The 24,818-nt window shown below is 71.6% G+C and carries 21 protein-coding genes; 11 read left to right on the top strand and 10 right to left on the bottom strand.

Annotation, left to right across the window (positions count from 1 at the left end):
* Positions 1 to 59: 59 nt before the first annotated feature.
* Positions 60 to 854, bottom strand: a complete 795-nt coding sequence (locus IEZ20_RS24615) for an AraC family transcriptional regulator (RefSeq protein WP_189302405.1) — start codon at positions 852 to 854, stop codon at positions 60 to 62.
* 73 nt (positions 855 to 927) lie between these two features.
* On the opposite strand from IEZ20_RS24615, the gene IEZ20_RS24610 reads away from it, so the two are divergent.
* The 6 genes from IEZ20_RS24610 (at position 928) to IEZ20_RS24585 (ending at position 9,398) form a co-directional block, all read left to right on the top strand.
* Entirely contained in the window at positions 928 to 1,746 is an 819-nt protein-coding gene (locus IEZ20_RS24610) for a phytanoyl-CoA dioxygenase family protein (RefSeq protein ID WP_189302402.1), read from the top strand.
* On the top strand, positions 1,743 to 2,018 hold the full coding sequence (locus IEZ20_RS24605) for a hypothetical protein (protein WP_189302400.1): 276 nt from the start codon (positions 1,743 to 1,745) through the stop codon (positions 2,016 to 2,018). Before IEZ20_RS24610 ends, IEZ20_RS24605 begins: the two co-directional genes overlap by 4 nt.
* Positions 2,019 to 2,210: 192 nt before the next feature.
* Positions 2,211 to 2,600, top strand: a complete 390-nt coding sequence (locus IEZ20_RS24600) for a hypothetical protein (protein ID WP_189302398.1) — start codon at positions 2,211 to 2,213, stop codon at positions 2,598 to 2,600.
* Positions 2,597 to 3,553: a hypothetical protein gene (locus IEZ20_RS24595; protein WP_189302396.1), complete on the top strand. Its 957-nt coding sequence runs from the start codon at positions 2,597 to 2,599 to the stop codon at positions 3,551 to 3,553. The genes IEZ20_RS24600 and IEZ20_RS24595 overlap by 4 nt, the downstream gene beginning before the upstream one ends.
* Before the next feature lie 70 nt (positions 3,554 to 3,623).
* Positions 3,624 to 8,369 carry a CHAT domain-containing protein gene (locus IEZ20_RS24590; protein ID WP_189302394.1) on the top strand — a complete coding sequence of 1,582 codons (4,746 nt, stop codon included), beginning with the start codon at positions 3,624 to 3,626 and terminating at the stop codon, positions 8,367 to 8,369.
* A 258-nt stretch (positions 8,370 to 8,627) separates the two neighbouring features.
* Positions 8,628 to 9,398, top strand: a complete 771-nt coding sequence (locus tag IEZ20_RS24585) for a S1 family peptidase (protein WP_189302392.1) — start codon at positions 8,628 to 8,630, stop codon at positions 9,396 to 9,398.
* Positions 9,399 to 9,743: 345 nt separating this feature from the next.
* Here the strand turns inward: IEZ20_RS24585 and IEZ20_RS24580 are convergent, their stop codons facing one another.
* Together IEZ20_RS24580 and IEZ20_RS24575 are read right to left on the bottom strand one after the other, a co-directional pair.
* On the bottom strand, positions 9,744 to 10,613 hold the full coding sequence (locus tag IEZ20_RS24580) for an SDR family oxidoreductase (protein ID WP_189302390.1): 870 nt from the start codon (positions 10,611 to 10,613) through the stop codon (positions 9,744 to 9,746).
* 241 nt (positions 10,614 to 10,854) lie between these two features.
* Positions 10,855 to 11,496: an NAD(P)-dependent oxidoreductase gene (locus IEZ20_RS24575; protein ID WP_189302388.1), complete on the bottom strand. Its 642-nt coding sequence runs from the start codon at positions 11,494 to 11,496 to the stop codon at positions 10,855 to 10,857.
* A gap of 184 nt (positions 11,497 to 11,680) precedes the next feature.
* On the opposite strand from IEZ20_RS24575, the gene IEZ20_RS24570 reads away from it, so the two are divergent.
* Together IEZ20_RS24570 and IEZ20_RS24565 are read left to right on the top strand one after the other, a co-directional pair.
* On the top strand, positions 11,681 to 12,595 hold the full coding sequence (locus IEZ20_RS24570; RefSeq protein WP_189302386.1) for a helix-turn-helix domain-containing protein: 915 nt from the start codon (positions 11,681 to 11,683) through the stop codon (positions 12,593 to 12,595).
* A gap of 333 nt (positions 12,596 to 12,928) precedes the next feature.
* Positions 12,929 to 13,435: a GNAT family N-acetyltransferase gene (locus tag IEZ20_RS24565; RefSeq protein ID WP_189302384.1), complete on the top strand. Its 507-nt coding sequence runs from the start codon at positions 12,929 to 12,931 to the stop codon at positions 13,433 to 13,435.
* 660 nt (positions 13,436 to 14,095) lie between these two features.
* Here the strand turns inward: IEZ20_RS24565 and IEZ20_RS24560 are convergent.
* From IEZ20_RS24560 to IEZ20_RS24550, 3 genes are all read right to left on the bottom strand, one after another.
* Positions 14,096 to 14,695: an SUKH-4 family immunity protein gene (locus IEZ20_RS24560; protein WP_189302382.1), complete on the bottom strand. Its 600-nt coding sequence runs from the start codon at positions 14,693 to 14,695 to the stop codon at positions 14,096 to 14,098.
* A 247-nt stretch (positions 14,696 to 14,942) separates the two neighbouring features.
* Positions 14,943 to 15,941, bottom strand: coding sequence for a type I glyceraldehyde-3-phosphate dehydrogenase (gene gap, locus IEZ20_RS24555; protein WP_189302380.1), 999 nt, complete (start codon positions 15,939 to 15,941; stop codon positions 14,943 to 14,945).
* 143 nt (positions 15,942 to 16,084) lie between these two features.
* A complete protein-coding gene (locus IEZ20_RS24550) occupies positions 16,085 to 17,041 on the bottom strand; it encodes a GlxA family transcriptional regulator (RefSeq protein ID WP_189302377.1) in 957 nt (318 codons plus the stop codon).
* A 113-nt stretch (positions 17,042 to 17,154) separates the two neighbouring features.
* On the opposite strand from IEZ20_RS24550, the gene IEZ20_RS24545 reads away from it, so the two are divergent.
* A complete protein-coding gene (locus IEZ20_RS24545; RefSeq protein ID WP_189302374.1) occupies positions 17,155 to 17,754 on the top strand; it encodes a YdcF family protein in 600 nt (199 codons plus the stop codon).
* Positions 17,755 to 17,902: 148 nt separating this feature from the next.
* Here the strand turns inward: IEZ20_RS24545 and IEZ20_RS24540 are convergent, their stop codons facing one another.
* The gene (locus IEZ20_RS24540; protein WP_229896246.1) at positions 17,903 to 18,133 is read right to left on the bottom strand and encodes a hypothetical protein; all 231 of its coding nucleotides are present in this window, start codon (positions 18,131 to 18,133) and stop codon (positions 17,903 to 17,905) included.
* 352 nt (positions 18,134 to 18,485) lie between these two features.
* Positions 18,486 to 18,731 carry a DUF2283 domain-containing protein gene (locus IEZ20_RS24535; protein WP_189302370.1) on the bottom strand — a complete coding sequence of 82 codons (246 nt, stop codon included), beginning with the start codon at positions 18,729 to 18,731 and terminating at the stop codon, positions 18,486 to 18,488.
* A gap of 344 nt (positions 18,732 to 19,075) precedes the next feature.
* Between IEZ20_RS24535 and IEZ20_RS24530 the strand changes: the two genes are divergently transcribed.
* Entirely contained in the window at positions 19,076 to 20,335 is a 1,260-nt protein-coding gene (locus IEZ20_RS24530) for a SpoIIE family protein phosphatase (protein ID WP_189302368.1), read from the top strand.
* 285 nt (positions 20,336 to 20,620) lie between these two features.
* Positions 20,621 to 22,783: a SpoIIE family protein phosphatase gene (locus IEZ20_RS24525; protein WP_189302366.1), complete on the top strand. Its 2,163-nt coding sequence runs from the start codon at positions 20,621 to 20,623 to the stop codon at positions 22,781 to 22,783.
* 116 nt (positions 22,784 to 22,899) lie between these two features.
* Here IEZ20_RS24525 and IEZ20_RS24520 read toward each other — a convergent pair whose 3' ends face one another.
* Both IEZ20_RS24520 and IEZ20_RS24515 read right to left on the bottom strand, forming a co-directional pair.
* On the bottom strand, positions 22,900 to 24,087 hold the full coding sequence (locus IEZ20_RS24520) for a beta-ketoacyl-[acyl-carrier-protein] synthase family protein (protein WP_189302365.1): 1,188 nt from the start codon (positions 24,085 to 24,087) through the stop codon (positions 22,900 to 22,902).
* Positions 24,088 to 24,483: 396 nt separating this feature from the next.
* On the bottom strand, positions 24,484 to 24,816 hold the full coding sequence (locus IEZ20_RS24515) for a putative quinol monooxygenase (RefSeq protein WP_189302363.1): 333 nt from the start codon (positions 24,814 to 24,816) through the stop codon (positions 24,484 to 24,486).
* Positions 24,817 to 24,818 lie beyond the last annotated feature (2 nt).

The raw sequence follows: 24,818 nt of genomic DNA, 5'->3' as shown, positions 1-24,818 counted from the left end.
GTCTGCGACGGCGAATGGCGGAGTCGATGCGCTTCGACAGCGGGGCCGTCAGCCCGGCTTCAGCCTCGGCCTGTTCCCTCCCGCCCCCTCGCACGTACGTCACGCGGGCTCGCGCCCAGCTCGCGGCGGCAGGCCTTGTTGAAGGCCTGGAGGTCGGCGATGCCCACGGCCGCGGCGATGGCGGTGACGGACAGGGTGGACGACAGCAGGAGGTGGCGTGCGCGTTGGAGGCGCCGGTGCCGGATGTACGACACGACCGTGCGGCCGGTCTCGGCACGGAACACGCGCGTCAGGTGGGTGTGGGAGATCCCGACCGCGCGAGCGATGTCCGGTACGGACAGCGGGCCGGCCAGGTGCTCCTCGACGTGGGCCTGTGCGGCGGCCACGAGGGGATGGTGGCGCCCGGGTCCGGCTCCCTCGATCCCGGGCAACTCGGCGATGCGCCACAGAGCCGCCCACACCTCGGCGGTGGTTCGCGCGGGAGAAGTCGGCATGGCCGTCACGGCGTTCCGGAGCAGATCGGCCAGGCGGGTGCTCTCGGCCGCGGCGTCCTGCATCACCGGGACTCTCCGCGCGGTTCCGCCGCCGTGCAGCCGGAGGTGGACGTAGACGTGCTCCGACCGGCCCCGGTAGTGGAAGTGCACCTCCGTGTCCGGCGGTACCAGGCTGACGTGGCCGGGTCGTATGGGGTGGACCGACCGCCCGAGGGACAGGACACCCTCGTAGTGGTAAAGGTGCAGCTGCCACAGGTCGGGCAGCCGGAAGACGTCGTGCGCGGTGGAGACGCCGTGCACCCCGATCCCGGCATCGACCACTGCGGGCGGCTCGTCGAGCCGTGGCGTGGTGAACTCCATGAGGGTGAAAACTAACCAGCAGTGGACGATTTCGGCCCACGACCCGGACGAGCCCGGCCCGTACGTTCGTCGCATGCCAACCAGCAAGCACCTCCTGACGTCGGTTCAGATGGCGCGCTTCGTCGCGCAGGGCTTCCTGCGCCTGGACGGGGTGGTGCCGCAGGAGATCAACGAACGGGCCCTCGCGACCCTGGCCGAGGGCATACCGCAGGTGCCCTACGGTGCTCCGCTGAGCGGGGCGTTCACCCGGGACACCTTCATCCACGGACTGCTCGCCCTCCCGGACGTCGCCGGCGCCGTGGAGAGCCTGGTCGGCCCGGAGCCGACCGTGGACCACCACGCGGTGCACGTGCGCGAGCCCCACGAGGGGAAGGCACAGGCCCTGCACGCGGACGCGATCATCGACGTACGGCCGGACGCGTTCGACATCCAGCTCATGTACTACCCGCACGATGTGACCCCCGAGATGGGCGGCACGCTCAGCGTGCCGGGAAGCCATCTGCGCAGGATCAACGAGACGGACATCGGCCGCGTCCAGAACCTCAGGGGGCAGACGCGCCTGACCTGTCCTGCGGGCACGGTCGTCCTCGTGCACCACGGCATCTGGCACAGCGGCCGCCGCAACGACACCGCGCACCGTCGCTCCCTGTACAAGCTCCGCCTCAACCCGACCGTGCCGCAGGTGCGGCTCTGGGACACCTCCGACCTGCACGACCCGGCCGTGACCGCGGAGCTCGGCACGTACTTCCCCTGGTACGAGCAAGCCGCCGCCCGACTGGAGGTCTACAACCGGGTCCTGCTGTGGCGGGCGCTGACCGGCGACGAGTCCTTCGACATCGACCACTGGGTCACGCGCGTCAGCAACCGGCCGGCCCCGCGGAGGACCGCATGAGACAGCAGGTTCTGGTCCTCTACCTCGCCTCCTCGGCGCTCGACTCGGACGTCGTGGGCTGGTCCCGGTACGACGGGACCGGCCGAACCCGTCCGACGACCGGTGACGGCGACGAGCCGCCCTACTCCACGGCACTCGCCGCCCTGCAGGACGGGTGGCGCCTCTTCCAGGCCTCCCAGCTGCTGCCGCCGCATCCCGGCCACGAGTACGACGTCTCCTTCCCCAAGCACGAGTTCTTCTTCGAGAAGCTGGAGGAAGGCGCCCACCCCTGACCCGGGGCGAGCGGTTCGCCCCGGCGGTCACGCAACGGGGGAGAGGCTGATGACCAGCTGCTCTGCCTCGGCCGGTGCGCACGCGCCCCACCAACCTCCTTGATTCCTCCTGGTCCGGCCGAAGTCCGTGATCGGGCGGTTGTCGCCGCCGATTCCCGGATACCCCGCTCCGGCAGACTCTAGGGTGAGCGCGTGGACATGGAGATGAGGGCCAAGAAGGCCGTTGCCCGCATATGTGAGACGTCCGACGGCATCCGTCGGCTCCTGGACGATCCCGCGCCGCTCGACGCCGTCCTCGATCTGCTGCGGTCCGGCGGCGGTGGCACCGCCGTGCTGACCGGCCCGCTCGACGCCCTGGACGACGCCCTGCGGCAGGCCGGTGACGAGCTGGGCCTGTACGGCGAGGTCGGCAGGGGCCCGCTCACGGTGCCCTCCGGCGGACTCGGACCCGCACGTCGTACGGAGATCGTCTTCCATTGCCCTCGCGGACGCTGTGCCCGGATGGTACGGCCGGACGCGACCGTGGCGACCCGTCCGCGCTGCACCCTGTTCGATGAGGATCTCGCCTGGATCGCCTCGTGACCGGTCTGCTCGCGGAGGTGGGCAAGAAGTTCGCCGAGCGCTGGCTGACCCTGCTGGTGCTGCCCGGGGTGCTGTACGTGTGCGCGGTGGCTGCCGCCCGGCGCCTCAAGGGTTTCGACGTCGCGTCTCTGGCCGGACGGGTGGAGACGCTCGCACCGCGGGACAACGCCTCCGCGCTCGTGTACATGGTGGTGCTCGGGGTGGCCGCGGCCACCGTCGGGCTCGCCGCCTCGGCTGTCGGCTCGCTGGTCGAGCGGCTGTGGCTCGCGGAGGGCTGGCAGTCCTGGCCGCGGCCCCTCCGGGCACTGGCCCTGCTGCGGGTGTCGGCCCGGCAGCGCCGCTGGGACGACGCCCATCGGGTCGAGGGCGCGCTGAGGGAGCGGTACCTGAGCGGCCGCATTCCCGGCAACCCGCCTTCCGGTGTCAGCGAACTGGACCTGGACCTGGCGCTGAGCAGAGTCCTGGCGACCGCCCAGGAGCGTCCCGCCCGTCCCACGTGGATGGGGGACCGTGTGCAGGCCGTCGTGACGCGCTACCGGCAGGAGTGCGGTCTGGACCTGCCCAGTGTCTGGCCGTTTCTGTGGCTCATGCTGCCGGACCAGGCACGCACCGAGATCCGGGAGGCCCGGGAGCGGATCACCAGGGCCACGACGCTGGCCGGCTGGGCCGTGCTCTACACAGCGGTCGCCGTCCTCTGGTGGCCCGCCTCCGTTGTGGTCGCCGGCCTGTTCGTGACGGCACGGCAGCGAGGCCGCCGGGCGGTGGAGACGTACGCCGTACTCGTGGAGGCGGCGACCCGGTTGCACGCCCCCGAACTGGCCCGTGGGCTGGGCCTGGACCACCACGGTCCACTCGATGCCCGCACCGGCCGGGCGATGACACTCCTGGTGCAGGGGCAGAGCCATGTGATTCCCCTGACCGTCGGATGGCCGCAGCCCAGGCAGCCGGTGTGACCACACGATGGCGGTTCGACTCCTCGCGTGGGAAGGTGAGTCGGGGAGCGTGACCGGGGGGTGAACAGCCGTGGGCCGAGACGCACTGGCGTCCATGGAAGCGCGGTTGCGGTGGTTCCACGCGCACGGTGATCCGGGCCGTCTGCTCGACGAGAAGGCAGAGGCCGAAGCGAGAGAGCTGGCCGGTACGCTCGATTCCGACCCCGGTTTTCGCAGCCACTTCGCCCTTGGCCTGTTCCACTGGTACCGCAGTCGCGTTCGCTCCGGGCGCGACACCCCGCGGGAGCGCGCAAGAGCGGAGGAACTCCTGCTGCCGTGCTACGGCGTTGGGCGGCCGGACCTCCCGGCCCCCCTGGTGCCGGTCCTGGCCGAGCGCTCGTTGCGGCTGCTCACCGACCGACTGGACGAGACGTTCGCCGGTTCGGCGGGCCCCCCGCCCAGCGTGTTGGTGTCCGCCTGGGCACGCAGCCTCCGGGAAGCACCCAGCGGCCCGCGTGAGGAGATCATCGCCAGGGTGCTGCCCACCGGCGGCACCTATGGGCCGGAGCAGGTCGACCTACTGGTCGACGTGGGCCGAGCCATCGTTTCCGTAACCCCTCCGGAGCACGGTGACCGAGCCCGCCGCCTGGACGCGTTGGCCAACGCCTTGTTCGGACGCTTCCTCTCCGAGGACGCCGAGGCGGATCTGAAGGCAGCCTACGAAGCGAGCCGCACGGCCCAGCAGATCACTCCTGCCGGCCATCCGACCCCTCCTGACGTGACGAGCCGACGGCGCATGATGGCGCGCCTCCACCTCAGACGTACGGCGCGGTCGCAGGAACTCGACGCAGTCGTCAAGGACGCCCACCGCGCGCTGGCGGACGCCGAGGAAGCCGATCGGCGGACCTGCCTCCACGCCCTGGCCACCGCCTTGGACAGCCGGTACCGAAGGACCGGGTCCGCAGCGGACCTTCAGGGAGCCGCCGACGCCTTCGACGAACTGGTCCGGAGCACCCCTGCCGGCTATCCCCGCGAGCTGCGGGTGGCAGAGATCAGCGACCTCGCCGAGGCGGTGTCCGAGCTGTACCGACTGCACCGGCGGAGCACGGATCTCGACAAGAGCATCCACCTCCTGACGCTGCTGCTCCACACCACCGACGAAGCCGGCCCTCTGCACAGCGAGGTCGTCCACAGCCTGGCCGGGATGCTGACGACCCGCTTCGAGACCACCGGCACGCGGGAGGACATCGACGCGGCGGTGGCGCTGCTGGAGACCACCAGGCGTCGACTGCCCGACGGTGCTCCGCAGGTCGCCGAGGTGCTCCTGCTCCACGGCCGTGTCCTGGAGCTGAGGGAGGAGCGCCTGTCGGAGCCCGCGGACCTGGACTCCGCGATCGGCCGGTACCGGTGGGCCTCGGCGGTTCCCGGGCCCGATCCGACGGTACGCCTCAACGCGCTGGCCCACCTGGGCTCGGCCCTGCGTAAGCGGTCACAGAAATCCGGGAGCGAAAGCGACATCGACGCGTCCGTGGCCGCATGCCGCCAGTCCGTCGACGAAGCGCCGCCCGGTCACCCGCTGCTCGCCTCCCTGCAGACCAATCTCGCCGCCTCACACAACGCCCGTTACCGTCTGACGGGCAGCGTCACGGATCTCGACACGGAAATCGAGATCAACAGGCTGCTGAAAGGCTCTGCGCGCCCGGAAGATCCCGAGTACCCCCTGTACTTCCTTCGCCTCGGCCACGCACTGGCCTTCCGGTTCCATGTGACGGACGAAGCCGCGAACGTGCACGAGGCGATCGACGTACTCCGCACGGGACTGGAGCTCGCGGACGACGACAGCCCGCATGTGGCGATGCTCGAGCACGCCCTTCGGGACGCCTACCGACTGCGGTCCCAAGTCACCCGCGACTGGCGGGACATGGAGGCCGCCGCTGCGGCCACGAAGGCCCAACCGTACGTCCCCGCCTCCGCCGGCCTTCCGCAACGGGAGAACATCGGCTACTTCATGGACGAGCACGGCGTCGTGCGCCTTGAGAACAACCGCTGGAACGGCGGACTGCTGCCGATCCTCGTGAAGGTACGCGAGACGCTGGCCGCCATCCCGACGACATCTCCCGAGTGGCCCTACGCGCAGCAGTTGAAGAAAGTCCTGAGCGAGCCACCGGAAACACTCGGAGGCTTACCGGGCGTACAGAAGGCCGTCGACGACTACAGCGCGGCCCTTGTACCGATCCCCGTGCGGCAGACCGCCGGGGGGCGCCTCGACTTCGACGCCTTCCTCGAAGAACTCAGAGCCCAGTTCGACAACCCCGACACACAGCCGTACGCGGAGCTTCGCGTTCACACGGCGATCGACATGCAGGAAACTCTGCTCCAGGACCTGAAATCCGGCGGCCACAGGTACTCCCACCTGGCCCTGGCCTGCGCCAGGCTCGCCCTGTACGAGCATTCGGGGCGGCTGCCCGAACTCGACACAGCCCTGCGTGCCGTGCGCTCCGCCATGGCGGCGACGCCCCCGGGCCACCACGAGCAGGCCGCGCACCACTGGTTCCTGGCCGATGCCCTACGAGAACGCTACGAGCGGGCCGGGGAGCCGGAAGACCTCAAGGGCGCGATCACCGCACTGCGTCAGCTGGCGCGGATGCTCCCCACCACCGGTCAGGGGCCGGCCCGGCTGTACTTCAATCTCGCGTGCGCCCATCGGCTGGCCTTCGAGCGGTGGCGGGACGAACGGGATCGTGCAGAGGTCCTGCGATCGCTGGAACAGGCACAGGCCTGTCTGACCGCCGAGGACCCTGATCACGAGCTGTACCGGGCGCTGTGCGTCTGGTGGTCGCACGGGGGACCGGATCCCGCAGGTCCTCTCGGCCCGCTCGACGACCTGATCGCGGCGTGCCGCGCCGTACTCCGCGCTCTGCCCGGTCACGATGCGGACCGGGTGGCATGCCAGTCGAGTCTCGGTGAGCTTCTGCGTCTCCGTCACGCTCGCACCGGGGACCGCCGGTCCCTTGACGAAGCCGTGGAGGTCTCCCGGCGTGTGGTCGAGGCGACGGCGGTGCCGCGGGCGGCCCGCGCCACCGACCTCACACGACTGGCCGCACTGCTGCACCACCGTCACCGCACCGACGGCGACGACTCCGACCGCACCGCGGCGATCGACGCCTACGTGCGCGCATCCGCGTACCCCACCGCGGCGCCGACGGCCCGGATCCACGCCGCCCGGGCCGCCGCCGACATCCTGGCCCCGGACGACCCCGGGGAAGCCGCCCGGGTTCTCGGTACAGCGGTGCGGTTGCTGCCCGAGACCGCCCCGCGACAGCAGACGCGGGACGTGCAGCAGCGCGCGTTGTCGGCGTTCCCGGGCCTCGTCGCCGACGCGGTTGCGCTCACACTCGCCGGCGGGGAGGTGGAAGGGCTGGATCCCGCGCCACTGCGGGCTCTGACGCTGCTGGAGGCGGGCCGCGCGGTACTGATCGGTCAGGCGCTTGAGGTGCGCGGTGACGTCGCACTCCTCCAACAGCACCATCCCGCCCTCGCACGGCACCTCGTCGACATCCGCTCCGCCCTGCATCTTCCCGACGGTGACTGGGAGGGGGAGGAGGAGACCGCCGGTGGCTCACCGGCGCTGGCCTCCCCTCACAGCCGTCATCCGGCCGAGGAACTCACCACGTTGCTCCAGGAGATCCGCCGGCAGCCCGGTTTCGCCTCGTTCGCCATGCCCCCGACCCTCGAGTCGCTGACCGCCCAGGCCGCGCAGGGTCCCATCGTCGTCCACAACATCAGCACGTACCGCAGTGATGCCCTGATCATCACGGAAGGCGGCGTGACGAACCTGGAGTTGCCCGCACTCGATCCCCAGGCGGTACGGAGTCAGCTCCGGGCCTTCCAGCGGGCGCTGCGGCACACCGCGGACGCGCGACTGGACCCCGTGCAGCGCCAGGGCGCCCAGGACCGCTTGCGGGCGGGTCTCGCCTGGCTCTGGGACAACGCCACCGGCCCCGTGCTGCATCACCTCGGTATCGACACGACGCACCGGACGTCGACGCCGTGGCCGCGCGTGTGGTGGGTACCGGGAGGACTGCTGGGACAACTCCCGTTGCACGCGGCCGGCCACCACGACGACAGCCCCGACGCCGTGGACCGCCGGACGGTGATGGACCGCGTGGTCTCCTCCTTCTCACCCAGTCTCCGCGCGCTGGACTTCTCCCGTGCGCGCAGCAGGAACCACCACCGGCGCCCGGACAAGGCGCTCGTGGTCGCCATGCCGACAACTCCCGGACTTGACGCGCCACTTGACTGCGCCGGTCGAGAAGCCGACCTCCTGAAGGCCTTGCTCCCCGCATCGCTCCACCTGTCGGCTCCGACCAGCGCACAGGTCATGACACACGTGGCCGACTACCCCATCGTGCACTTCGCCTGCCACGCCCTGTGCCATCCGACGGACCCGTCCCACAGCACGCTGCTGCTCGCGGACCACGAGGGCGCCCCCATGACCGTGCGACGCCTGAACACCCTGCACCTCCAGCAGGGCCAGCTCGCCTACCTGTCCGCCTGCAGCACTGCCGCCACCGCGGCCGACCCCCTGCTCGACGAAGCCATCCACCTCACATCGGCGTTCCAGCTCGCCGGCTTCCCCCATGTCATCGGCACCCTGTGGCAGGTGAACGACGCTGCCGCCCTCCGGGTCGCCACGGCCTTCTACGGCCACCTCGTCGAAACCGAAGCCGGCCCGGACGACGCGGCCCTGGCACTGCACAGGACGCTCCGGTCGCTGCGGGACCAATACCCCAGGCTGGTCAGCACCTGGGCCGCCCACCTGCACACCGGCGCGTGACGGTCACGGGGAGACGGCCACCGGCGGCGGCGTGAGACGCCTCACGCGTCATGCCCAGGGCCCTGCCGCGACAACCACCGCTCGCCGGCGCCGACATGACTCAACAGCGTCAGTGGCAGGTCCAGGAGTGCACAGACCGCGCGGCCGCGGAACCGCCCCGAAGGGCCGTCGGTCTTGCCGGATGCAGACAACTGGCAGTCACTGACGGGGTGGCATGACGTCACACCCGTCTCCCCCTACCAAACCTGAGGAACACTCATGTGGAGCAAACTACGCGTGTGCGGCGCGGCGTTGGGTCTCGTCGCCGTCTCTCTGACGATGGCGGAACCGGCCTCCGCCATCCAGGGAGGCACGGTCAGCAAGCACGGCCCGTGGGCGGTGCGTGTGTACACGGACGGCGAGCCGTCCTGCACGGGCACCGTCGTCGACCCCCAGTGGGTGATCACCGCGGGGCACTGCGTCCGGTACGACAACTGGGACGTCGCCTTCCGCGTCGGCAGTCTCGATCAGCGGCGCGGGAAGGTCGTCCACCGGGTCCCGAACGCCACCTTCTTCGCGCCCGGGGCCGACGTCGCCCTCGTGCGGGTGCCCCGCCTGGGCGTCGAGCCGATCAAGCTGGGACGCGGTGACCGCGTGAAGGAGGGGCGCAGCGTGCGGGCCTACGGATGGGGAGCCACCTGTGCGCCGCCGAAGAACGAGGCCTCGTGCCAGTCGAACGTGCTCAAGCAGGCGCAGGTGAAGATCGTGGCGCACTCGGATCGGCGATGTGATCTGCTGGTGGGAGCCGGAGACTTCTGCGTACAGCGCGGCAGCGGCCTTCCGGCCGGGGGCGACTCGGGGGGCCCGGCAACGGCGTTCGACCAGGCCGGCCATGAGGTGCTCGTGGGAGTGCTGTCCGCATCGGACAGGACGGACGTCGCGTCGTTCGGAGACGTCACGCGCCTGCGCGCGTGGATCACGGGTGTCATCCGTGGCAGGGGCCACAAGGGCGCCCGCGGGTCCGGTCCGGTGCCGGCCGGGGTTGAGTAGGAGGTCCTGACGCGGTGAGGTGCGGCCGTCTCCTCCCACGGCGCGGTGTCGAACGCGGCGGTGCGGGGAGCCGGCCGGCGCCCGGGACGTTCAGCTCCGGTGCGGAACGCCCAGCATGCCGAGAAGCTGGGTAAGTTCCTCCCGGAAGAGTTTGTCCGGGTTGGTGGTCTGGGTGTGCATGTGGCCGTAGACCTCCAGGGACACCAGGCCGTGCAGGTGTCCCCTTCATCCAGCGCCGCTTCACCATCGGCTACTGAACGCCAGGTGACCGTGGCGGCACCCCGGCGCCCCGGCACCCGGGCGCCTCCTCCCTCAAGCGGGAGCCCGCGGGCGGTGGTTGACGGGTCAGGCCTGGGCTGCTGGGCCGGGGCCGGTCCGCAGGACCCGATGGAGCGGGGTGGCGGGGTGGCCGGTCAGCTCGCTGATGGCCGTGGTCACCCGGGCGAGGGAGCCGTCGGCGATGGCGGTGTAGGTGGAGACCCAGGCGTCGAGCTGCCAGTCGGGGGCACCGTGGTGTGCCCGGGAGGCGTAGGCCTCCTCGACCGTCTCCGGGTGATAGGAGACGGGGCGGCCGGTGGTGGCGGTGAGGGTGGCCGCGACGTCGGCGAGGGTGAGAGCGTCGGGGCCGGTCAGTTCGTGGACGCGGCCGACGTGCGGGGCCGGGTCGCGGAGCACCGCCACGGCGGCGTCGGCGATGTCGTCCTGGGCGACGACGGCGACCCGGCCGTCACCGGCGGGGCCGCGGATGACGCCGTCGTCGCCGACGAGGCCGGGCATGAAGTCGGCGTACAGGTTGTCGCGCAGGAAGGTGAAGGGCACCCCGCTGGCGCGGATGTGCTGTTCGGTGTGCCAGTGGTCCCGGGCCAGGGTGAAGGTCGCATCCGGTGCGGCGCCGTAGAAGGAGATGTACACCAGGTGCGCGACGCCGGCCCGGGCCACGGCGTCGACGAAGGCGCGGTGCTGCTGGAGCCGGTCGGGGGACTCCGAGGCGGAGACCATCAGCACACGGTCGGTGCGGCGCAGGGCGCGTACGACGGCCTCGTGGTCGTGGTAGGCCCCGGGTACCGCGGTCGCGCCGGGCAACTCGGGCGCGCGGGCGGGGGCACGCGCCAGGAGGGTCTGGGGGATGCCGGCGGCGGCCAGGCGGCGGGCGATGCGTCCGCCCAGGCGGCCGGTGGCACCGGTGACGGCGTAGGTGGGCTCGGTGGGAGCCATCGTGGGTCTCCTCGTGCGGGTGCGGGTGCGGCGGTTCCGGGGGGCGAGCGCGGCGATCACCTGCCGCGCGGGGTGGGCGAGCGCCGGGGCGCGGTCGGCGAGGTGGTCGGGGACGTCCGGATGCAGGAGCGACTGCGATGTCCTTCTGCGGTGGTCTGCTGTGGTTCTGCGGAGCTGTCCTGCGGGATCGTCCCCGCGGGGTTGTCCCGCAGGGCCGTCCTGCGGCCTCTTCCGGCCGGGATCAGTAGGCGACGGAGATACGGGCCTTGGGGTGTGCGGCCTTCTCGATCTCGTCGACGAAGGCGACGGCGTAGTCCTCGGCGCTGATCCTGCTGTTGCCCTCGGCGTCGGTGAGCAGGCTGTCACCGCCGACGCGGAAGGTGCCGGTGCGCTCGCCCGGAGCGATGAGCGCGGCCGGGGACACGTACGTCCACTCCAGGTCGCTCACCCCGCGCAGCGTCGCCAGCAGCGCGGCATGGGCGTCGGCCTCGGGCTTGACCTCGTCCGGGAAGCCGGGGGTGTCGCGCAGGACCGTGCCGGGGGCGACGTCGAGGCTGCCGGCACCGCCGACGATGACGACGCGGCGCACACCGGCGGAGCGCACACCGTTCAGGACGGCGTCGTACAGGGCGGCGAACGGCGCGCACGGGTCGGAACCGTCCCGCGGCGGGACCAGCGCGCAGGCCACCGCATCGGCCTCCTCCACCAGGCCGGCGACCTCGGTGGCCGAACCCGCGTCACCGGCGGCCGCGGTCAGCCGCGGGCTGTCGACGGGTGCGGAGCCGGAGCGGGAGACGGCCACCACCTCGTGACCCCGGGCGACGGCCTCGGCGGCGATGCGGCTGCCGACCATACCGGTGGCACCGAGCAGAACGATCTTCATGGGTCTGTCCCTTCTCCGTGTGGCGCGCTCGACGGCACCCGTGTGGTCGAGCGCGTCGGGCGGTTCGCGCCACCCGGCCGTCACCTGCCTGCTCCCTTTTTCCGCCACTCTCAGGCTGTAGCCGGTTCCCGATATCTCTACGCTAAGGCGGCTTCCTGCGCACGTCTGGATACGCTTGCGACTGATGACGGCCAAAATCCGACACGACGGTTCCGGAGACATTCCCGAGGTCCCGTTCGCCGCCCCGGCCGGCACTCCGGCCGGCGTGGAAGTGCTGTCCCTGGCCGACCTGCGCCGGCGCCTCCCGGCGCGCAGCCTCGCCCTGCCGCAGCGACCCGCCTTCCACCACCTGCTCCACGTGACCGCCGGGACACTGCGGCACAAGGTGGACTTCACCGCCCACGTCCTCCCGCCGGGCTCGTGGATGTGGGTCCGCCCCGGCCAGGTGCAGCAGTGGGGCGACCTCACGGACGTGGAAGGCACCCTCGTGCTGTTCGAGAAGGACTTCCTCGATTCCACCACCGCCGCCACGGCCCGTCTGGACGACCTCCACGACCCCGTCCTGCGTACGCCGGCCGGTGACGAGGCCCGGTCGCTGGACCTGGCCACCGCGCACCTCGCACACGAGTTCCGCGCCCTCGGACAGCTTCCCCTGACCGTCCACACGGCGACACTGCGCCACCTGCTGGCCGTCCTCGTCCTGCGCCTGGCCCAGCCGGACAGCTCGGCGGGCGGCACCGCCCCGGCACCGGACGAGACATATGCGCGCTTCCGGGACGCGGTGGAGCGGCACTTCGCCCACACCCGCCGTGTGGAGGACTACGCCCGCCTGCTGGGTTACTCCCCGCGCACCCTGTCCCGCGCGACCCTGGCCGCCGCAGGCGTCGGCGCGAAGGAGTTCATCGACCGCCGCGTCGTCCTGGAGGCCAAGCGGCTGCTGGCCCACAGCGACCACACCGCCAGCCGGATCGCCGACCGGCTGACCTTCCCGAGCCCCACCCACTTCAGCAAGTACTTCCACCACCGCACCGGCCAGACCCCCATCGCCTTCCGTACGGCCGTCCGGGGACGTGGAGGCACTGCCGGGCCTGCTCGGTGACGACGACAGACGACGCGTTCTCGTCGACACTTTCGAGCTGCCCGATCGCTCCCCGCCGCCCGGAACCACCGGCCAACGCTGCTCGCTCTCGCCGACGCAACCACCTCCTGGCCGGAGGCAAGCTCCTGTACGCTGGGACCCGTTCGTATGCGACCAGGAGCGGAGAAACAGGGAGGTGAGGTCGATGACCGCGTGCAAGGCCGCCCTGTACGGCGTCCGGGTCTCCCTCACGTCCCGGGCCGTGGCCTGACCTCGTCCTGTCCGCCCTCGCTGGGAGCGTGAGCTCGCGAGGGGCCCACACGAACACCACTCCGGAACGGACCTTCCTCCACCATGCGCAACTGGATCACGCGCGCCGAGACCGGCGCCGACATTCCCGCCATCCGTGACATCCTCCTCACCGCGTTCGAGACCTCCGAGGAGGCTGACCTCGTCGACGCCCTGCGCGCCGACGCCTCCTGGATCGAGGGCCTGTCCGTCGTCTCCACGGACGAGAACGGCCGGCCCGTCGGCCACGCACTGCTGACCCGCTGCCACATCGGCGACGAGCCGGCCCTGTGCCTGGCCCCCTGCGCCGTACGGCCCGAGCACCAAAGGAGCGGCGCCGGCTCCGCGGCCGTCCGCGCCGCTCTGACGGCGGCCAGGGAGAGGGGTGAGCACCACGTCGTGGTCCTGGGACACCCGGCCTACTACCCGCGGTTCGGTTTCACCCGCGCCTCCGCCCACGGCATCGGCCTGACCATCGACGTCCCGGACGAGGCCCTCATGGCACTCGCCCTCGACGCCGACCACCCGCTGCCCGCCGGGACCGTCCGCTACGCCGCACCGTTCGGCATCTGACCCACCCTGCGGTGCGGGCCGCGTCACCGCGTCCCGCACCGCGACGGCTGCCTCGTGCGGGTTCCGTCCCACCGGCAACCCCCAACGGTTCATGCCGGTGAGGTGCTCGGCGTGAGCGGCCAGCGGTCTTCCCGGTCGCGGACCACGGCGGAGGCCAGCCGCCACATCCGTCCCACAGCCGAGTAGACGCAATACCAAGCAAGTGTGGACTCTCCGCCAGCGACATGGTGCCGCTTGTCCGGCAGGCTCAAGATGACGCCGCCGTACCGGGCGTTGAGTGCCGCCACCGAGGGTGGGAAGCGGGCGTTGCCTGGCCCTCGGGGCGACATTCTTCCAGGGGCGTTGTGCCGGCCCAACAGGCGAAGGAGAGTGCGTATGGACGGCGGCGGTGGCGGTGGCGACGGTGGCGGCTCTCACGGAGGGAGCGACGGGGGAGTCTTCTCCAGTAGCGGTGGCAGCGGGGGCAGCCGGAACGGCGGTCCAGGTGGGCCGGGTGGGCCGGGCGCGAGCATCCTCGCGATCGTGCTGATGTTGTTCGCTGCCGGCGTCGTCTTCTTGGTCGGGTACGCGAACAAACCGTGACGACGTCCCGTCTCGGCCCCGATGTGCACGGCCTCGTCGGCGACTTCCGGGCCGCGGCCAGGCGGCATCGGCGGGTGGTCACCCGTAGAGCGAGCGGGCTCCGGGGCTGTCGCCCGTGAAGCGCCGGCCCGCGGCGATCTCCTCGCCGACCACCGACCAGACGGTCTCGTCGTCCTGGAAGGGCAGCGGGTCGATGCTGCTCGTCTCCTGACGGATCCGCTCCACCTCGCGACCCAGGCGCTCGAAGTCGGCTTCCTCGTCGGCGTCGTCGCCGCTGAAGGTGAACTCTTCGAGCAGGCGCTGGAACCGGAGGGTGACCTGGACCAGGGAGGAGACGTCCGTGTGCAGTTCCCGCACGGTCTCCTCGTCGGCGTCGAAGGCGTGCACCTTGCCCGAACCGGGGTCGAGGGCGAGGTGGGCGTTGAGCAGCCAGCCGATGACGGGCCATGCGCCGGCGTCCTCCGAGGCGTCCTCGAAGTCCTCCACGTCGACGACGTCCCGGACGAGGGGCAGCCGGCCGGAGTCACCGTCGGGCTGACGCAGCCACAGCGTCCCGGTGGGGACACCGACCGTCCCCAGGAGCCTGGCACCCTCGGTGTCCGCGGCGGCGGGCAGGGTCGCGAGCCGGTCCTCGCCGAACGTGGCGGCGACTCCCTCGCGGGTGATGTCGAAAAGCACTGCCAGAACTCCGAACTCAGTGGCGGCACGGGCGCCGTGGGACTCCTGGCGGACGGGAGCGGTCCCCACGACGGCGTTGCGGGTCGAGGCGCTTGCGGCGACCCCGGTTCCGCGGAGCCGCCGCCTCGGACACAGGTTCCCACGCCCTCGTACCGGGCACCGGACGGATCGGGTGCCACACCAGCGGTCTCAAGGCAGGTACTGGCCGGAGCGGTCGCTGGAGGAGCCGTACCGCTCCGGCGTCCGGTCAGCGGGTGGCGAGGAGTTCGAGGGTGTCGATCACGCGGTTCGAGAAGCCCCACTCGTTGTCGTACCACGCGACCACCTTGATGTGGCGGCCGTCGACGCGGGTGAGGGCCGAGTCGAAGATCGAGGAGGCGGGATTGCCCGTGATGTCGGACGAGACGAGCGGGTCCTCCGAGTATTCGAGGATGCCGGCCAGCGGTCCCTCCGCCGCGGAGCGGTAGGCCGCCAGCACGTCGTCGCGCGTCACGTCGCGGGCGACGGCCGTGTTGAGTTCGACAAGGGAACCCACCGGCACGGGTACGCGGATCGAGTCGCCCGACAGCTTGCCGTCGAGGTTCGGCAGCACCAGGCCGATCGCCTTGGCGGCGCCGGTCGTGGTCGGCACGATGTTGACGCCGGCGGCCCGGGCGCGACGGGCGTCGCGGTGCGGACCGTCCTGCAGGTTCTGCTCCTGCGTGTAGGCGTGCACGGTCGTCATGAACCCGTGCTCGATGCCCGCGAGTTCGTCGAGGACCGCTGCCAGCGGCGCGAGCGCGTTGGTGGTGCAGGAGGCGTTCGAGACGATCGTGTGCACGGCCGGGTCGTAGGCGTCGGTGTTGACCCCGAACGCGAGCGTGACGTCGGCGCCGTCCGACGGCGCGCTGACGAGCACCCTCCTCGCACCCGCGTCGAGGTGGGCGCGGGCGGCCTTGGCCGAGGTGAAGCGGCCGGTGGCCTCCAGGACGATGTCGACGCCGAGTTCGGCCCACGGCAGCTCCGCCGGTTCCCGCTCGGCCAGCACCCTGATCCGACGGCCGTCGACGACGAGGGTGTCCCCGTCGACGGTCACCGGACGCCCGAGCCGGCCGGCCGTGCTGTCGTAGGCGAGCAGCCGGGCGAGCGTGGCGGGCTCGGTGAGGTCGTTCACGGCGACGATGTCGAGGGCGCTGTCGCGTTCGAGCAGTGCGCGCAGCACATTGCGTCCGATGCGGCCGAATCCGTTGATGGCGATGCGAGTCATGAGTGATGTCCCTTCGGTTCGCCACCAGGCTCGCCCGCGGCGCGCACCGCTGACAGTGGCGAGATCGCCAGTGTTCACAAGGATCCCGCCATGGGGGGTCACAGGGATCTCGCCATGGCGTTCACAAGGACCTCGACAGGGCGTCATTCGCCCTGGGTGAAGGTGCGCCGGTACTCGCTCGGTGTGGTGCCGAGGACGCGCTGGAAGTGCAGGCGCAGGTTCGCGCCGGTGCCGAGGCCGACGTCGGCGGCGATCTGCTCGACGCTGCGCTGCGACCGTTCGAGCAGCTCGCGGGCCAGGTCGATGCGGGCGCGCATCACCCACTGCATCGGCGTGTACCCGGTCTCCTCGACGAAGCGTCGCGAGAACGTGCGCGGCGAGACCCCGGCCTGCCGCGCCAGTATGTCGAGGGTGAGGGGCTCGCCGAGCCGGTGCAGCGCCCACTCGCGGGTGGCGCCGAAGCGCTCGCCGAGCGGCTCGGGGACGCTGCGCGGAACGTACTGGGCCTGGCCGCCGCTGCGGTAGGGGGCCGCGACCAGGCGGCGGGCCGCGTGGTTGGACGCGGCCACCCCGAGGTCGCCGCGCAGGATGTGCAGGCACAGGTCGATGCCGGAGGCGGCACCGGCCGAGGTGAGCACGCTGCCCTCGTCGACGAACAGCACGTTCTCGTCGACCTGGACGAGCGGATGCCTGACCATGAGTTCCCGCGTGTAGTGCCAGTGCGTCGTGGCGCGCCTGCCGTCGAGCAGGCCCGTGGCGGCGAGCGCGAAGGCGCCCGTCGAGATGGCGGCGAGCCGGGCGCCCCGGGCGTGGGCGGCGATCAGTGCGTCGACGACGGCCTGCGGCGGGTCCTCGCGGCCCGGGAACCGGTAGCCGGGGACGAAGACGATGTCGGCCCACGCCAGCGCGTCGAGGCCGTGGGCGACGGAGTACGACAGGCCGTCACCGCCGGTCACGAGCCCGGGTGCCGCCCCGCACACCCGCACCTCGTACGGCATGCTCGCGCGGGTCGTGAAGACCTGTGCGGGAATTCCGACATCGAGCGGCTTGGCGCCCTCGAGCACGAGGACGGCGACGCGGTGCAGGCGGGAGGCTGGCATGGCACAGAGGCTACGGGGGCGTGCCCTTCGATCTCCGGCCGCGGCCGGTGCACGAGAGGGTTCTGTCTCCTTGTGTCGCGCTGCTTCGCACCGAGGTGCCCTAGAGTCGCCGCATGCGGTGGAGGACGGGACTGACGGTAGCCGGGGTGGCGGCCCTGGCCTGGGGTGAGTGGTTGAACTGGCGCTGGTCCCGGGCTCTGGTGGGAAACAGCGGGGGCGCTTCCGAGGCCGTGGTGGTGCTGGGGTACCGGAATCCCGGAATGACGGTGAACTTGATCAACCGATGGCGAGTCCGTGCCGGAATCCGGTCCGTCGCCGCTGACGGTGCGCAGGAGACCCGGGTTGTCTTCAGCGGCGGTGCGATCGGCAGCGGCGCGTCGGAGGCCCATCTGATGGCCGAGTATGCGAAGACGGTGCTCGGGTTCGACGGCACGGTGCTTCTCGAAGACCAGAGCGCGACGACGTGGGAGAACATCACCAACGTCATCCCGCTGCTGGAAGACGTGGACCGCATCAAGATCGCCTCCCAGCCGGCTCATGCGCTCAAGGCCCGTGCGTACGTGCGGCGTCAGCGCCCCGATCTCGCGGAGAGGCTGGTGCGGGCGGATGACTACCGTCCCGGAGAGTGGACGGTCGTCAAACCGCTGCTGGCTCTGTACGGACTCTGGACACTGCGCGGTCTCCAGGCCGACGAACGGAAGGTCTCGTCGTAGGCAGCCGCTGTCGCTCGGCGTCACTCACGGGGGCGCTCGCGTATCCGCCGGCCACCCCCCTCGCGAGGCGCCTGCGGCCTCCACGGCCGGCCGACGCGAGGGGCGTCGGCCGGCGTGGCGTCCGGGTGGGGCGTCTCCCCGGTGGCGGCTACGCGAGCCAGAGCGCGTTGCGCCGATGACGCGCCGGCGGGATGTCCACCATGTCCGCGGCGTCGAGTGCGAGTTCGCCGGCCATGGAGTTCACCAGCTTCAGAAGAGTCCCCACGTGGGCGCGCAGCCGCTGTCTCGCCCGGCGCTCCTCCAGCGCGGACCACTGGGCGACGGAGCGGTCCCGCCGGTGCCGGGCGAAGGAGCGGACCTCCACCGTGCGGCGGACCATGCGGGGTCGGGGCCTCCTGGACTCTCGTGCCGCGTCGGCGAAGCTGTCCGCGCTGTACCTGAGGTCGTGGAGAACCACAGAACGCCAAGGCCTTCCTGACGAGTAGTCGTCCGCGTTCCGACTGTGTGAAGGGGGGAGATGGTGAGCGGTGCGTGCCACGGGACTCCGTTCGCAGCAACCGCCAGGTATCTCCTGGCGGGCTACCTGAATCCCGTGGGCCCTGTCGAACGGGCCCTTCGCGGGTCGTCCGACGTCCTCCGAGCCGTCATGACCCCGGCTGCCGTCCGCTGGCGGGCCGGCCCTCCTGCCGGCGGGGACCCGGGATGGTCGCGACGTGCCTGGTCGTGCCGGTTCACGCGCTTTCGGTATCCAGACGCTGCGCTGCTTCGAGCAGGTATGCCGGCAGCTTCGAGCCGGCCGCCAGCACCTCGACACCGATCACGCGTCCCTGTTCGTCGAAGTCGAGATTGATCATGCCGTCGACGTCCACCGGATCACAGGGGTACGTGCGTGCCACCCGCGGACGTGCTCGTGGATCTGTGAAGTACACATAGGCGGCATCCGCCGTCTTGTCGTAGGTGACGTTCACATGCGCCATGGCTGGCGGGCTCCTTCGGTGCGAGGGGGGGCCGACCGGCATGGTCAGCCTGAGCGCGTCCCGGGCTCAGGCGGGGCCGGCAAGCCGAAAAGGCCAGGACGGGCTTGACGATGCCGGTGACGCGGGTGGCGTCGCAACGGGGTTTGTGCGGGTGGGGCCGTCCGCGCGGTCCACCGACGGCGCCTCGACCGGCCGGGCCACCGGAGCGACCAGCCTGGCCGCCGGAGCCGTGCCGGAGGAGCCGGACCGAGGAGCCGTGCCGGAGGAGTCGGCCGGAGAAGTCCGGTGGGCGCCGGGGCTGGACCTTTCGTAGATTGAGAGCGAGTGACTGGCAGGGAATGCGTGTGACGCCGAAGATCGACTACATAGGGGTCTTCGCGGCCCTCCCGAGCCCGTGCGTGATCCTCGGCACGGACCTGGCGATCGCTGACGCCAACGTGGCCTTCTGCGAGGTGACCGGACGGAGCCGGGCCGAGCTGGTCGGGCAGTACCTCTTCGACGCCTTCCCGGACAATCCCGGCGACCCGGAGGCCAGCGGGGTCGAGACGCTGAAAGCCTCCCTGCACCGCGTCCTCTCCTCCGGCCAGACCGATCACATGGCGTTGCAGAAGTACGACATCCCGATCGCCGGAAACCCCGAAGCGTTCAAGGAACGCTGGTGGACCGCGATCAACGTGCCCGTCCGCGGCCCGGACGGCAAGGTCGCCTGGATCATCCACCGGTCCGAGGACATGACCGACGTCGTCCACGCCCGTCGCACGGCGCAGCTGCCGTCGGTCAGTCCCGGCCGGGAAGCGGCCATGGAAGCCGAGCTGTACACCCGTGCGCGGCAGCTGCAGCAGCTGAACGAGGAACTGCGGCAGGCACACGCCCGTGAACGGCGCATCGCCGTCGCCCTCCAGGAAGCCATGCTCCACTCGCCGGACCTGGCCGACCACCCGAACATCGCCGTGCGCTACCTGCCCGCGACCGGATCACTGAACGTGTGCGGCGACTGGTACGACGCGGTCGACCTGCCCGCGGACCGCTTCACCGTCACGGTCGGCGACGTGGTCGGCCACGGACTGATGGCCGCGACCGTCATGGGCAGACTCCGCAGCGCACTGAGTGCCGCCACCCGCACCGTCCACGGCCCCGCCCAGGCACTGGAGGTCCTGGGACTGTACGCCCGCTCGGTCGAGGGAGCTCTGGCCGCCACCGCCGTCCAGGTCCTCGTCGACTGCCACAGCCAGCTGCTCATCTACAGCAGCGCCGGCCACCCCCCGCCCGTCCTGCTGCACCCGGACGGCTCCTGCGAACTGCTCGACCAGGCCACCGACCCACCCCTGGGCGCCCGCCCCGAACACGTCCCCCGCCCCCAGGCCAACCTGACCTACACCCCCGGCGACACACTCGTCCTCTACACCGACGGCCTGGTCGAACGCCGCGGCGAGGACATCGACACCGGCCTGGACCGCCTGACCTCCACGCTCGCCACCTGCTCCGAGTTCAGCGCGGAGCACCTCGCCGACGCCCTTCTCGCCCGCCTCGACGTCGCCAGCGGCGCCGCGGACGACATCGCCATCGTCGTCGTCCGCCTCGACCGAAGCACCCGACCGTACTGATCAGGGCATTGCCGGTGCCCGTGTCGGTGTCGGTGTCGGTGGACGTGAGGCCGTGGGGGAGAGGCGGTTCGGGGCGGCCCGGGCCCTGCCCGACAGGTTCGAAGCGCGCGGCGTCCTACGGCTCCGGCCATCCTCCGCCTCCGCTTTCACCGCGCGGTTCGCTGGTGTGGGCGAAGCGACCCCCGCTGTTATTCAATGAGGTGTGCGGTCAGGGATCTCGGGGGCCCCGTCGCACGGGTCCGAGTACGGCCCCGGCAGTGCGCCGGGGATTGCTGGGAGAGTCGTATGGACTCCACACCCTCCCCCTCGTCCTCCTCGGCGTTCGACCTGGTCAGCAGCGCCCTGGGGCGCTACATCCCGCGTGGCGGGGCAGCGGCGGACGCCGGTTCCGGCGACGCGCAGGGCGACCGCGCGACGCGCCGACGCGTACCGGAGGATCCGGCGGAGGCCCGGCAGGAGCAGATTCTCGGCGCGGTCAACCTGGACAGGGATCTGGTCGTCACCCGCTGCAATCTGGACGCCCCCGTGTTCGCGGGTCTGGACGCCGTGGTCGGGACGCCGTTCGTCGATCTCCTGCCGCCGGGGGACGTACCGACGGTCACCCGCCGGTTGCGGCAGGTCGTGGAGACCGGTGAGGCGCACGTCGCCCGGATCCAACGTCTGCGCCGCCGCGACAGGTCCGAGCTGGTGGTATCGATGAGCATCCTGCCCGCCGCGGCGCCCGAGGGGGGCCTGACCGTCTCCCTGATCGCGATGGCCAGGAGGCTGCACCTGTACGCCGCCGAGACCGCGATCGGCACCTCGCTGGACATCGGCGAGACCGCCCAGTCGCTGGCGGAGTCCCTGCTGGCCTGGGGGGACGTCGCCGCCGTCGACCTCGACTTCGCGGTGTGGACGGGGGAGGGAGTCAGCGCCCGGCCGAAGGGACGCATCCGGCTGCGGCGGGCGGCCCTGGTGCCGGACCGGCCGTGGCCCGAGGGCTACGTGACCCCTGGTGACGATCTTCCGAGTGACGCGAGTCGCCTGCTGGCACAGGCGGTGCTGCGCGACGATGCCCCGCAGACCATCGTCATACCCGACCGGGAGGCGGTCGAGCGGGTCCTCGGCAGTCCCCGGGTCGTGCGGGCCCTGGTGCCCGGTGACCGGTCGGCGGGTGTGGCCTGCGTACCGCTGGTCCTGGACGGCACGCCGCCCGTCGTACTGGGCGTGGCGGAGGTCTGGCGGCGGGCGGACTGCCCCTTCCGCGACAGCGAGCTGCTCGACCTCCAGGAACTGGTGGCCAGGACCGCCCACCACGTCGACCTGGCCCGCCAGCACCAGCGCGAGCACACGCAGGTGCTGGCCCTGCAGCGCCGGCTCCTGCCGCGGAGCGGCGGCGACACCATCGAGATCGCCAGCGTCTACCAGCCCGCCACGCCCGACAGCGCGGGCGTCGGCGGCGACTGGGTGAACAGCTTCCCGCTGCCGGACGGCCGGACCGCGCTGGTGGTCGGTGACGTCGTGGGGCACGGCCTGGGAGCCGCGGCGACCATGGGACAGCTGAGCATGGAGGCCCGCGCGCTGCTGTCCGCGGGGCTCGCGCCCGACGAGGTACTGGAGCACCTGGACGAGACCGTGGCGCTTCTGGACGACGCGGAGTCAGGGCTGACGGCCGGCTACAGCGCCCTGGGGTCGACGTGCTGCATCGCCCTCTACGATCCGGTCGGCCACCAGGTGACACTGTCCAGCGCCGGCCACCTCCCCCCGGTCCTGGTCTTCCCGGACGGCCACGCGGACACGCTCGCGGTCCGCCCCCACCCCGGTCTGGGCGCCGAGTTCGCGCTCCGGGAACCGTTCGACGTGCACACCTTCGGCGCACCCCCGGGCTCCTTGCTCGCCCTCTACACCGACGGACTGGTGGAGGATCCGGCCATATCGATCGACGAGGGCATCGGGAGGCTGACGGACGCCGTGTCCACGGTGCACCCCTGGGACGCCCTGCAGAAGGCGGCACGGCACGTCGTCTCCGTACTGGCGCCCGTGCACCAGCGCGACGACGTGACCCTGCTGCTCGCACGGATGATCGGCTACCGCAAGGGGGACACCGCGACCTGGCGGCTGCCCGCCCGCGACGACGCCCCCGCCCGTGCCCGCGCGCAGGTCGCCGCGCTGCTGCGGCGATGGTCCTCCAGGAACGACACCCGGGACACCGTACTGCTGCTGGTCAGCGAGCTGGTCACGAACGCGGTGCGCTTCGCCACGGGTCCCGTCACGGTGCGGCTGATCAGGTCCGGCCACGGCCTGCTGTGCGAGGTGGGCGACACCGGCCACGGCAGGCCGCGTCTGAGGCGCGGCGGCCTGCTCGACGACGGCGGTCGTGGCCTGCACGTCGTGCACAGGCTCACCACCCGGTGGGGGGTGCGGTGGACGGACACCGGGAAGGTGGTCTGGGCCGAAGTCGCGCGGTGACGGGCGAGGTGCGGTGACGCGGCGACGTGCGACGGGGGGGCGACGTGCGGTGAAGCGACGTGCGATGGCGGGGCCACATGCGACGTCGGGGCGACGAGTGGTGGCGCGGCCTCGTACTACAGCCACTCCCCTTCCAAGGCGGTGGCGGTGAGGCCCGGTGCCGCCGCGTAGAGGACGGCCCGATCGCCGGGCTTCTGCTTCCCGGCGTCGTGCGCCCGTCGCAGGATGTCGAACACGGCAGCGCCCCCTCGGTTGCCGGTGGCGTAGCCGGCCCGGCTGTAGTCCAGCAGTCCCGCCGGCCACGCGTCGGGCATCGTCTGCTCCATGTACTCCAGCACCCGGGTCCCCCCGGGGTGCGCGAGCAGCACGTCGGGGTGCCACGAGTCGGGGGTGTCCTGGTAACGGGCGCGCAGCCACTCCCACATCGCGTTGACCGTCGCCTGTACGGCGCGCGGCCCGCGCCGGTCCATCACGAAGTGGGTGCCGTCCGCCCGCGTCTCCAGGCGGTGCAGGTCCTGGGTGCCGGGCAGGGTGTGGTGCCAGGCGGCGTCCAGGCGCAGCACCGACTCGCGCCTCGGGCGGCCCGTGACGACCGCCGCGACCGCGGTGTCCGCGAACAGCAGCCGGACGATCAGGGACTCGAGGGTGTCGTCCGCGGGCTGGTAGGTCGTGCTCAGCGCCTCCGCGATGACGACCAGGACCACTCGGTCGGGGTCCGCCGCCACGAGGTCCGCCGCCAGCGCCAGGGAGCGGGTCCCCGCGACACAGGCCCACTGTGTGGCCGGCAGGAGCATCACGTCGTCACGGAGCGGAAGCTTGTTGGCCAGGGCTATGTCCAGGCCCGGCAGTGCCGGGGTGGTGGAGTGACTGGTGATCAGGCAGTCGACGTCCGCGGCGTCCAGTCCGGCCGCCTGCAGGGCCCCGCGCGCCGCACGCTCCCCGTACGACTGAACGGCCTCCCAGGCCGGGGCGGTTCGCTCCTGGACCGTCTGCGGCGCGGGTACGGTCTCCAAGGCGGCGAGCACGCGGTCCACCTCCTGCTGGGTGAACCCGTCGCGTGCCAGCGCCTCTTGGGCCGGTTCGATCCCGACAGCCCGCAGGCCACTGCCGTTGCCGCGTGCGACGGCGGTCTCCAGCGGCAGCATCCACCCGCGGGTCTCGATGCCCGTACTGGCCGCGATGCCGTCGATCCGCGGCGCCCACGCCGCGTGCGGGTGCCGGTCGCGCACCTCCGCCACGATCTGGCTGGTCTTCACGGTGTGCTCGCCGTTCATCACGGCAGGAGGGCAGACGTAAGCGGCCATAAGGGGGCACCTCTTCGGGGAACCTGGGGTGGGGTGAGGGGGAGGAGCGTCACGAGTGCTGTGTCATGGGTCACTTCGGACGTGCGAGCCCAAAGTGACGCCGATTAGCCCTCTTTGGGGGGCGGTGTCCGTTTCGAGCATGGGCGATAAATGGACATTTCCGCTGTGATGCAGGCAACGTATGCGCCCATGGAACGAGTGACACGGGACACAGCGCGGTGAGGGACCCTCAGACGGTTCCCCAGGTCCTCCCCAGGCCGGTGCCGGCACGGGGAGCGACTCGGGCGGCGACCTCGCCGAGCACCGGGTGACCGGACACACCGTCACCTGGCACCGGCGAGGTGACCTCGCCCCCTCGCACCGATGAGCCGGTACGCCGTGGAGACGCGGAGGCGGTCAGCCCCGGTTCTGTACGGCCATCTCCGTGAGCAGGGACCAGTCCTCCTGCGGAAGCGTCATGTTGACGACGCGCGGGGTCTCGGCGAGGTGCGGCGGCAGCGTCTGCTGCGCGTTGCGGAAATGGGCGGAGCGGACGTGCGCGGCACCCGCCTCCTCGTCGCGGAAGGCCTCGACGAGCACGTACTCGGTCGGATCGTCGACGCTGCGGGACCAGTCGAACCACAGGCAACCCGGTTCGGCGCGTGTCGCCTCGGTGAACGCGGCCGAGATCTCCGGCCACTGGTCGGCATGTTCCGGCAGCACCCGGAACTTCGCGGTGATGAAGATCATTC

Origin of the sequence: Streptomyces cinerochromogenes (genome assembly GCF_014648635.1) — a bacterium.
Lineage (GTDB): Bacteria > Actinomycetota > Actinomycetes > Streptomycetales > Streptomycetaceae > Streptomyces > Streptomyces cinerochromogenes.
Note: the sequence above shows the minus strand (reverse complement) of the source record. Positions and strands in the feature narration are given on the sequence as shown.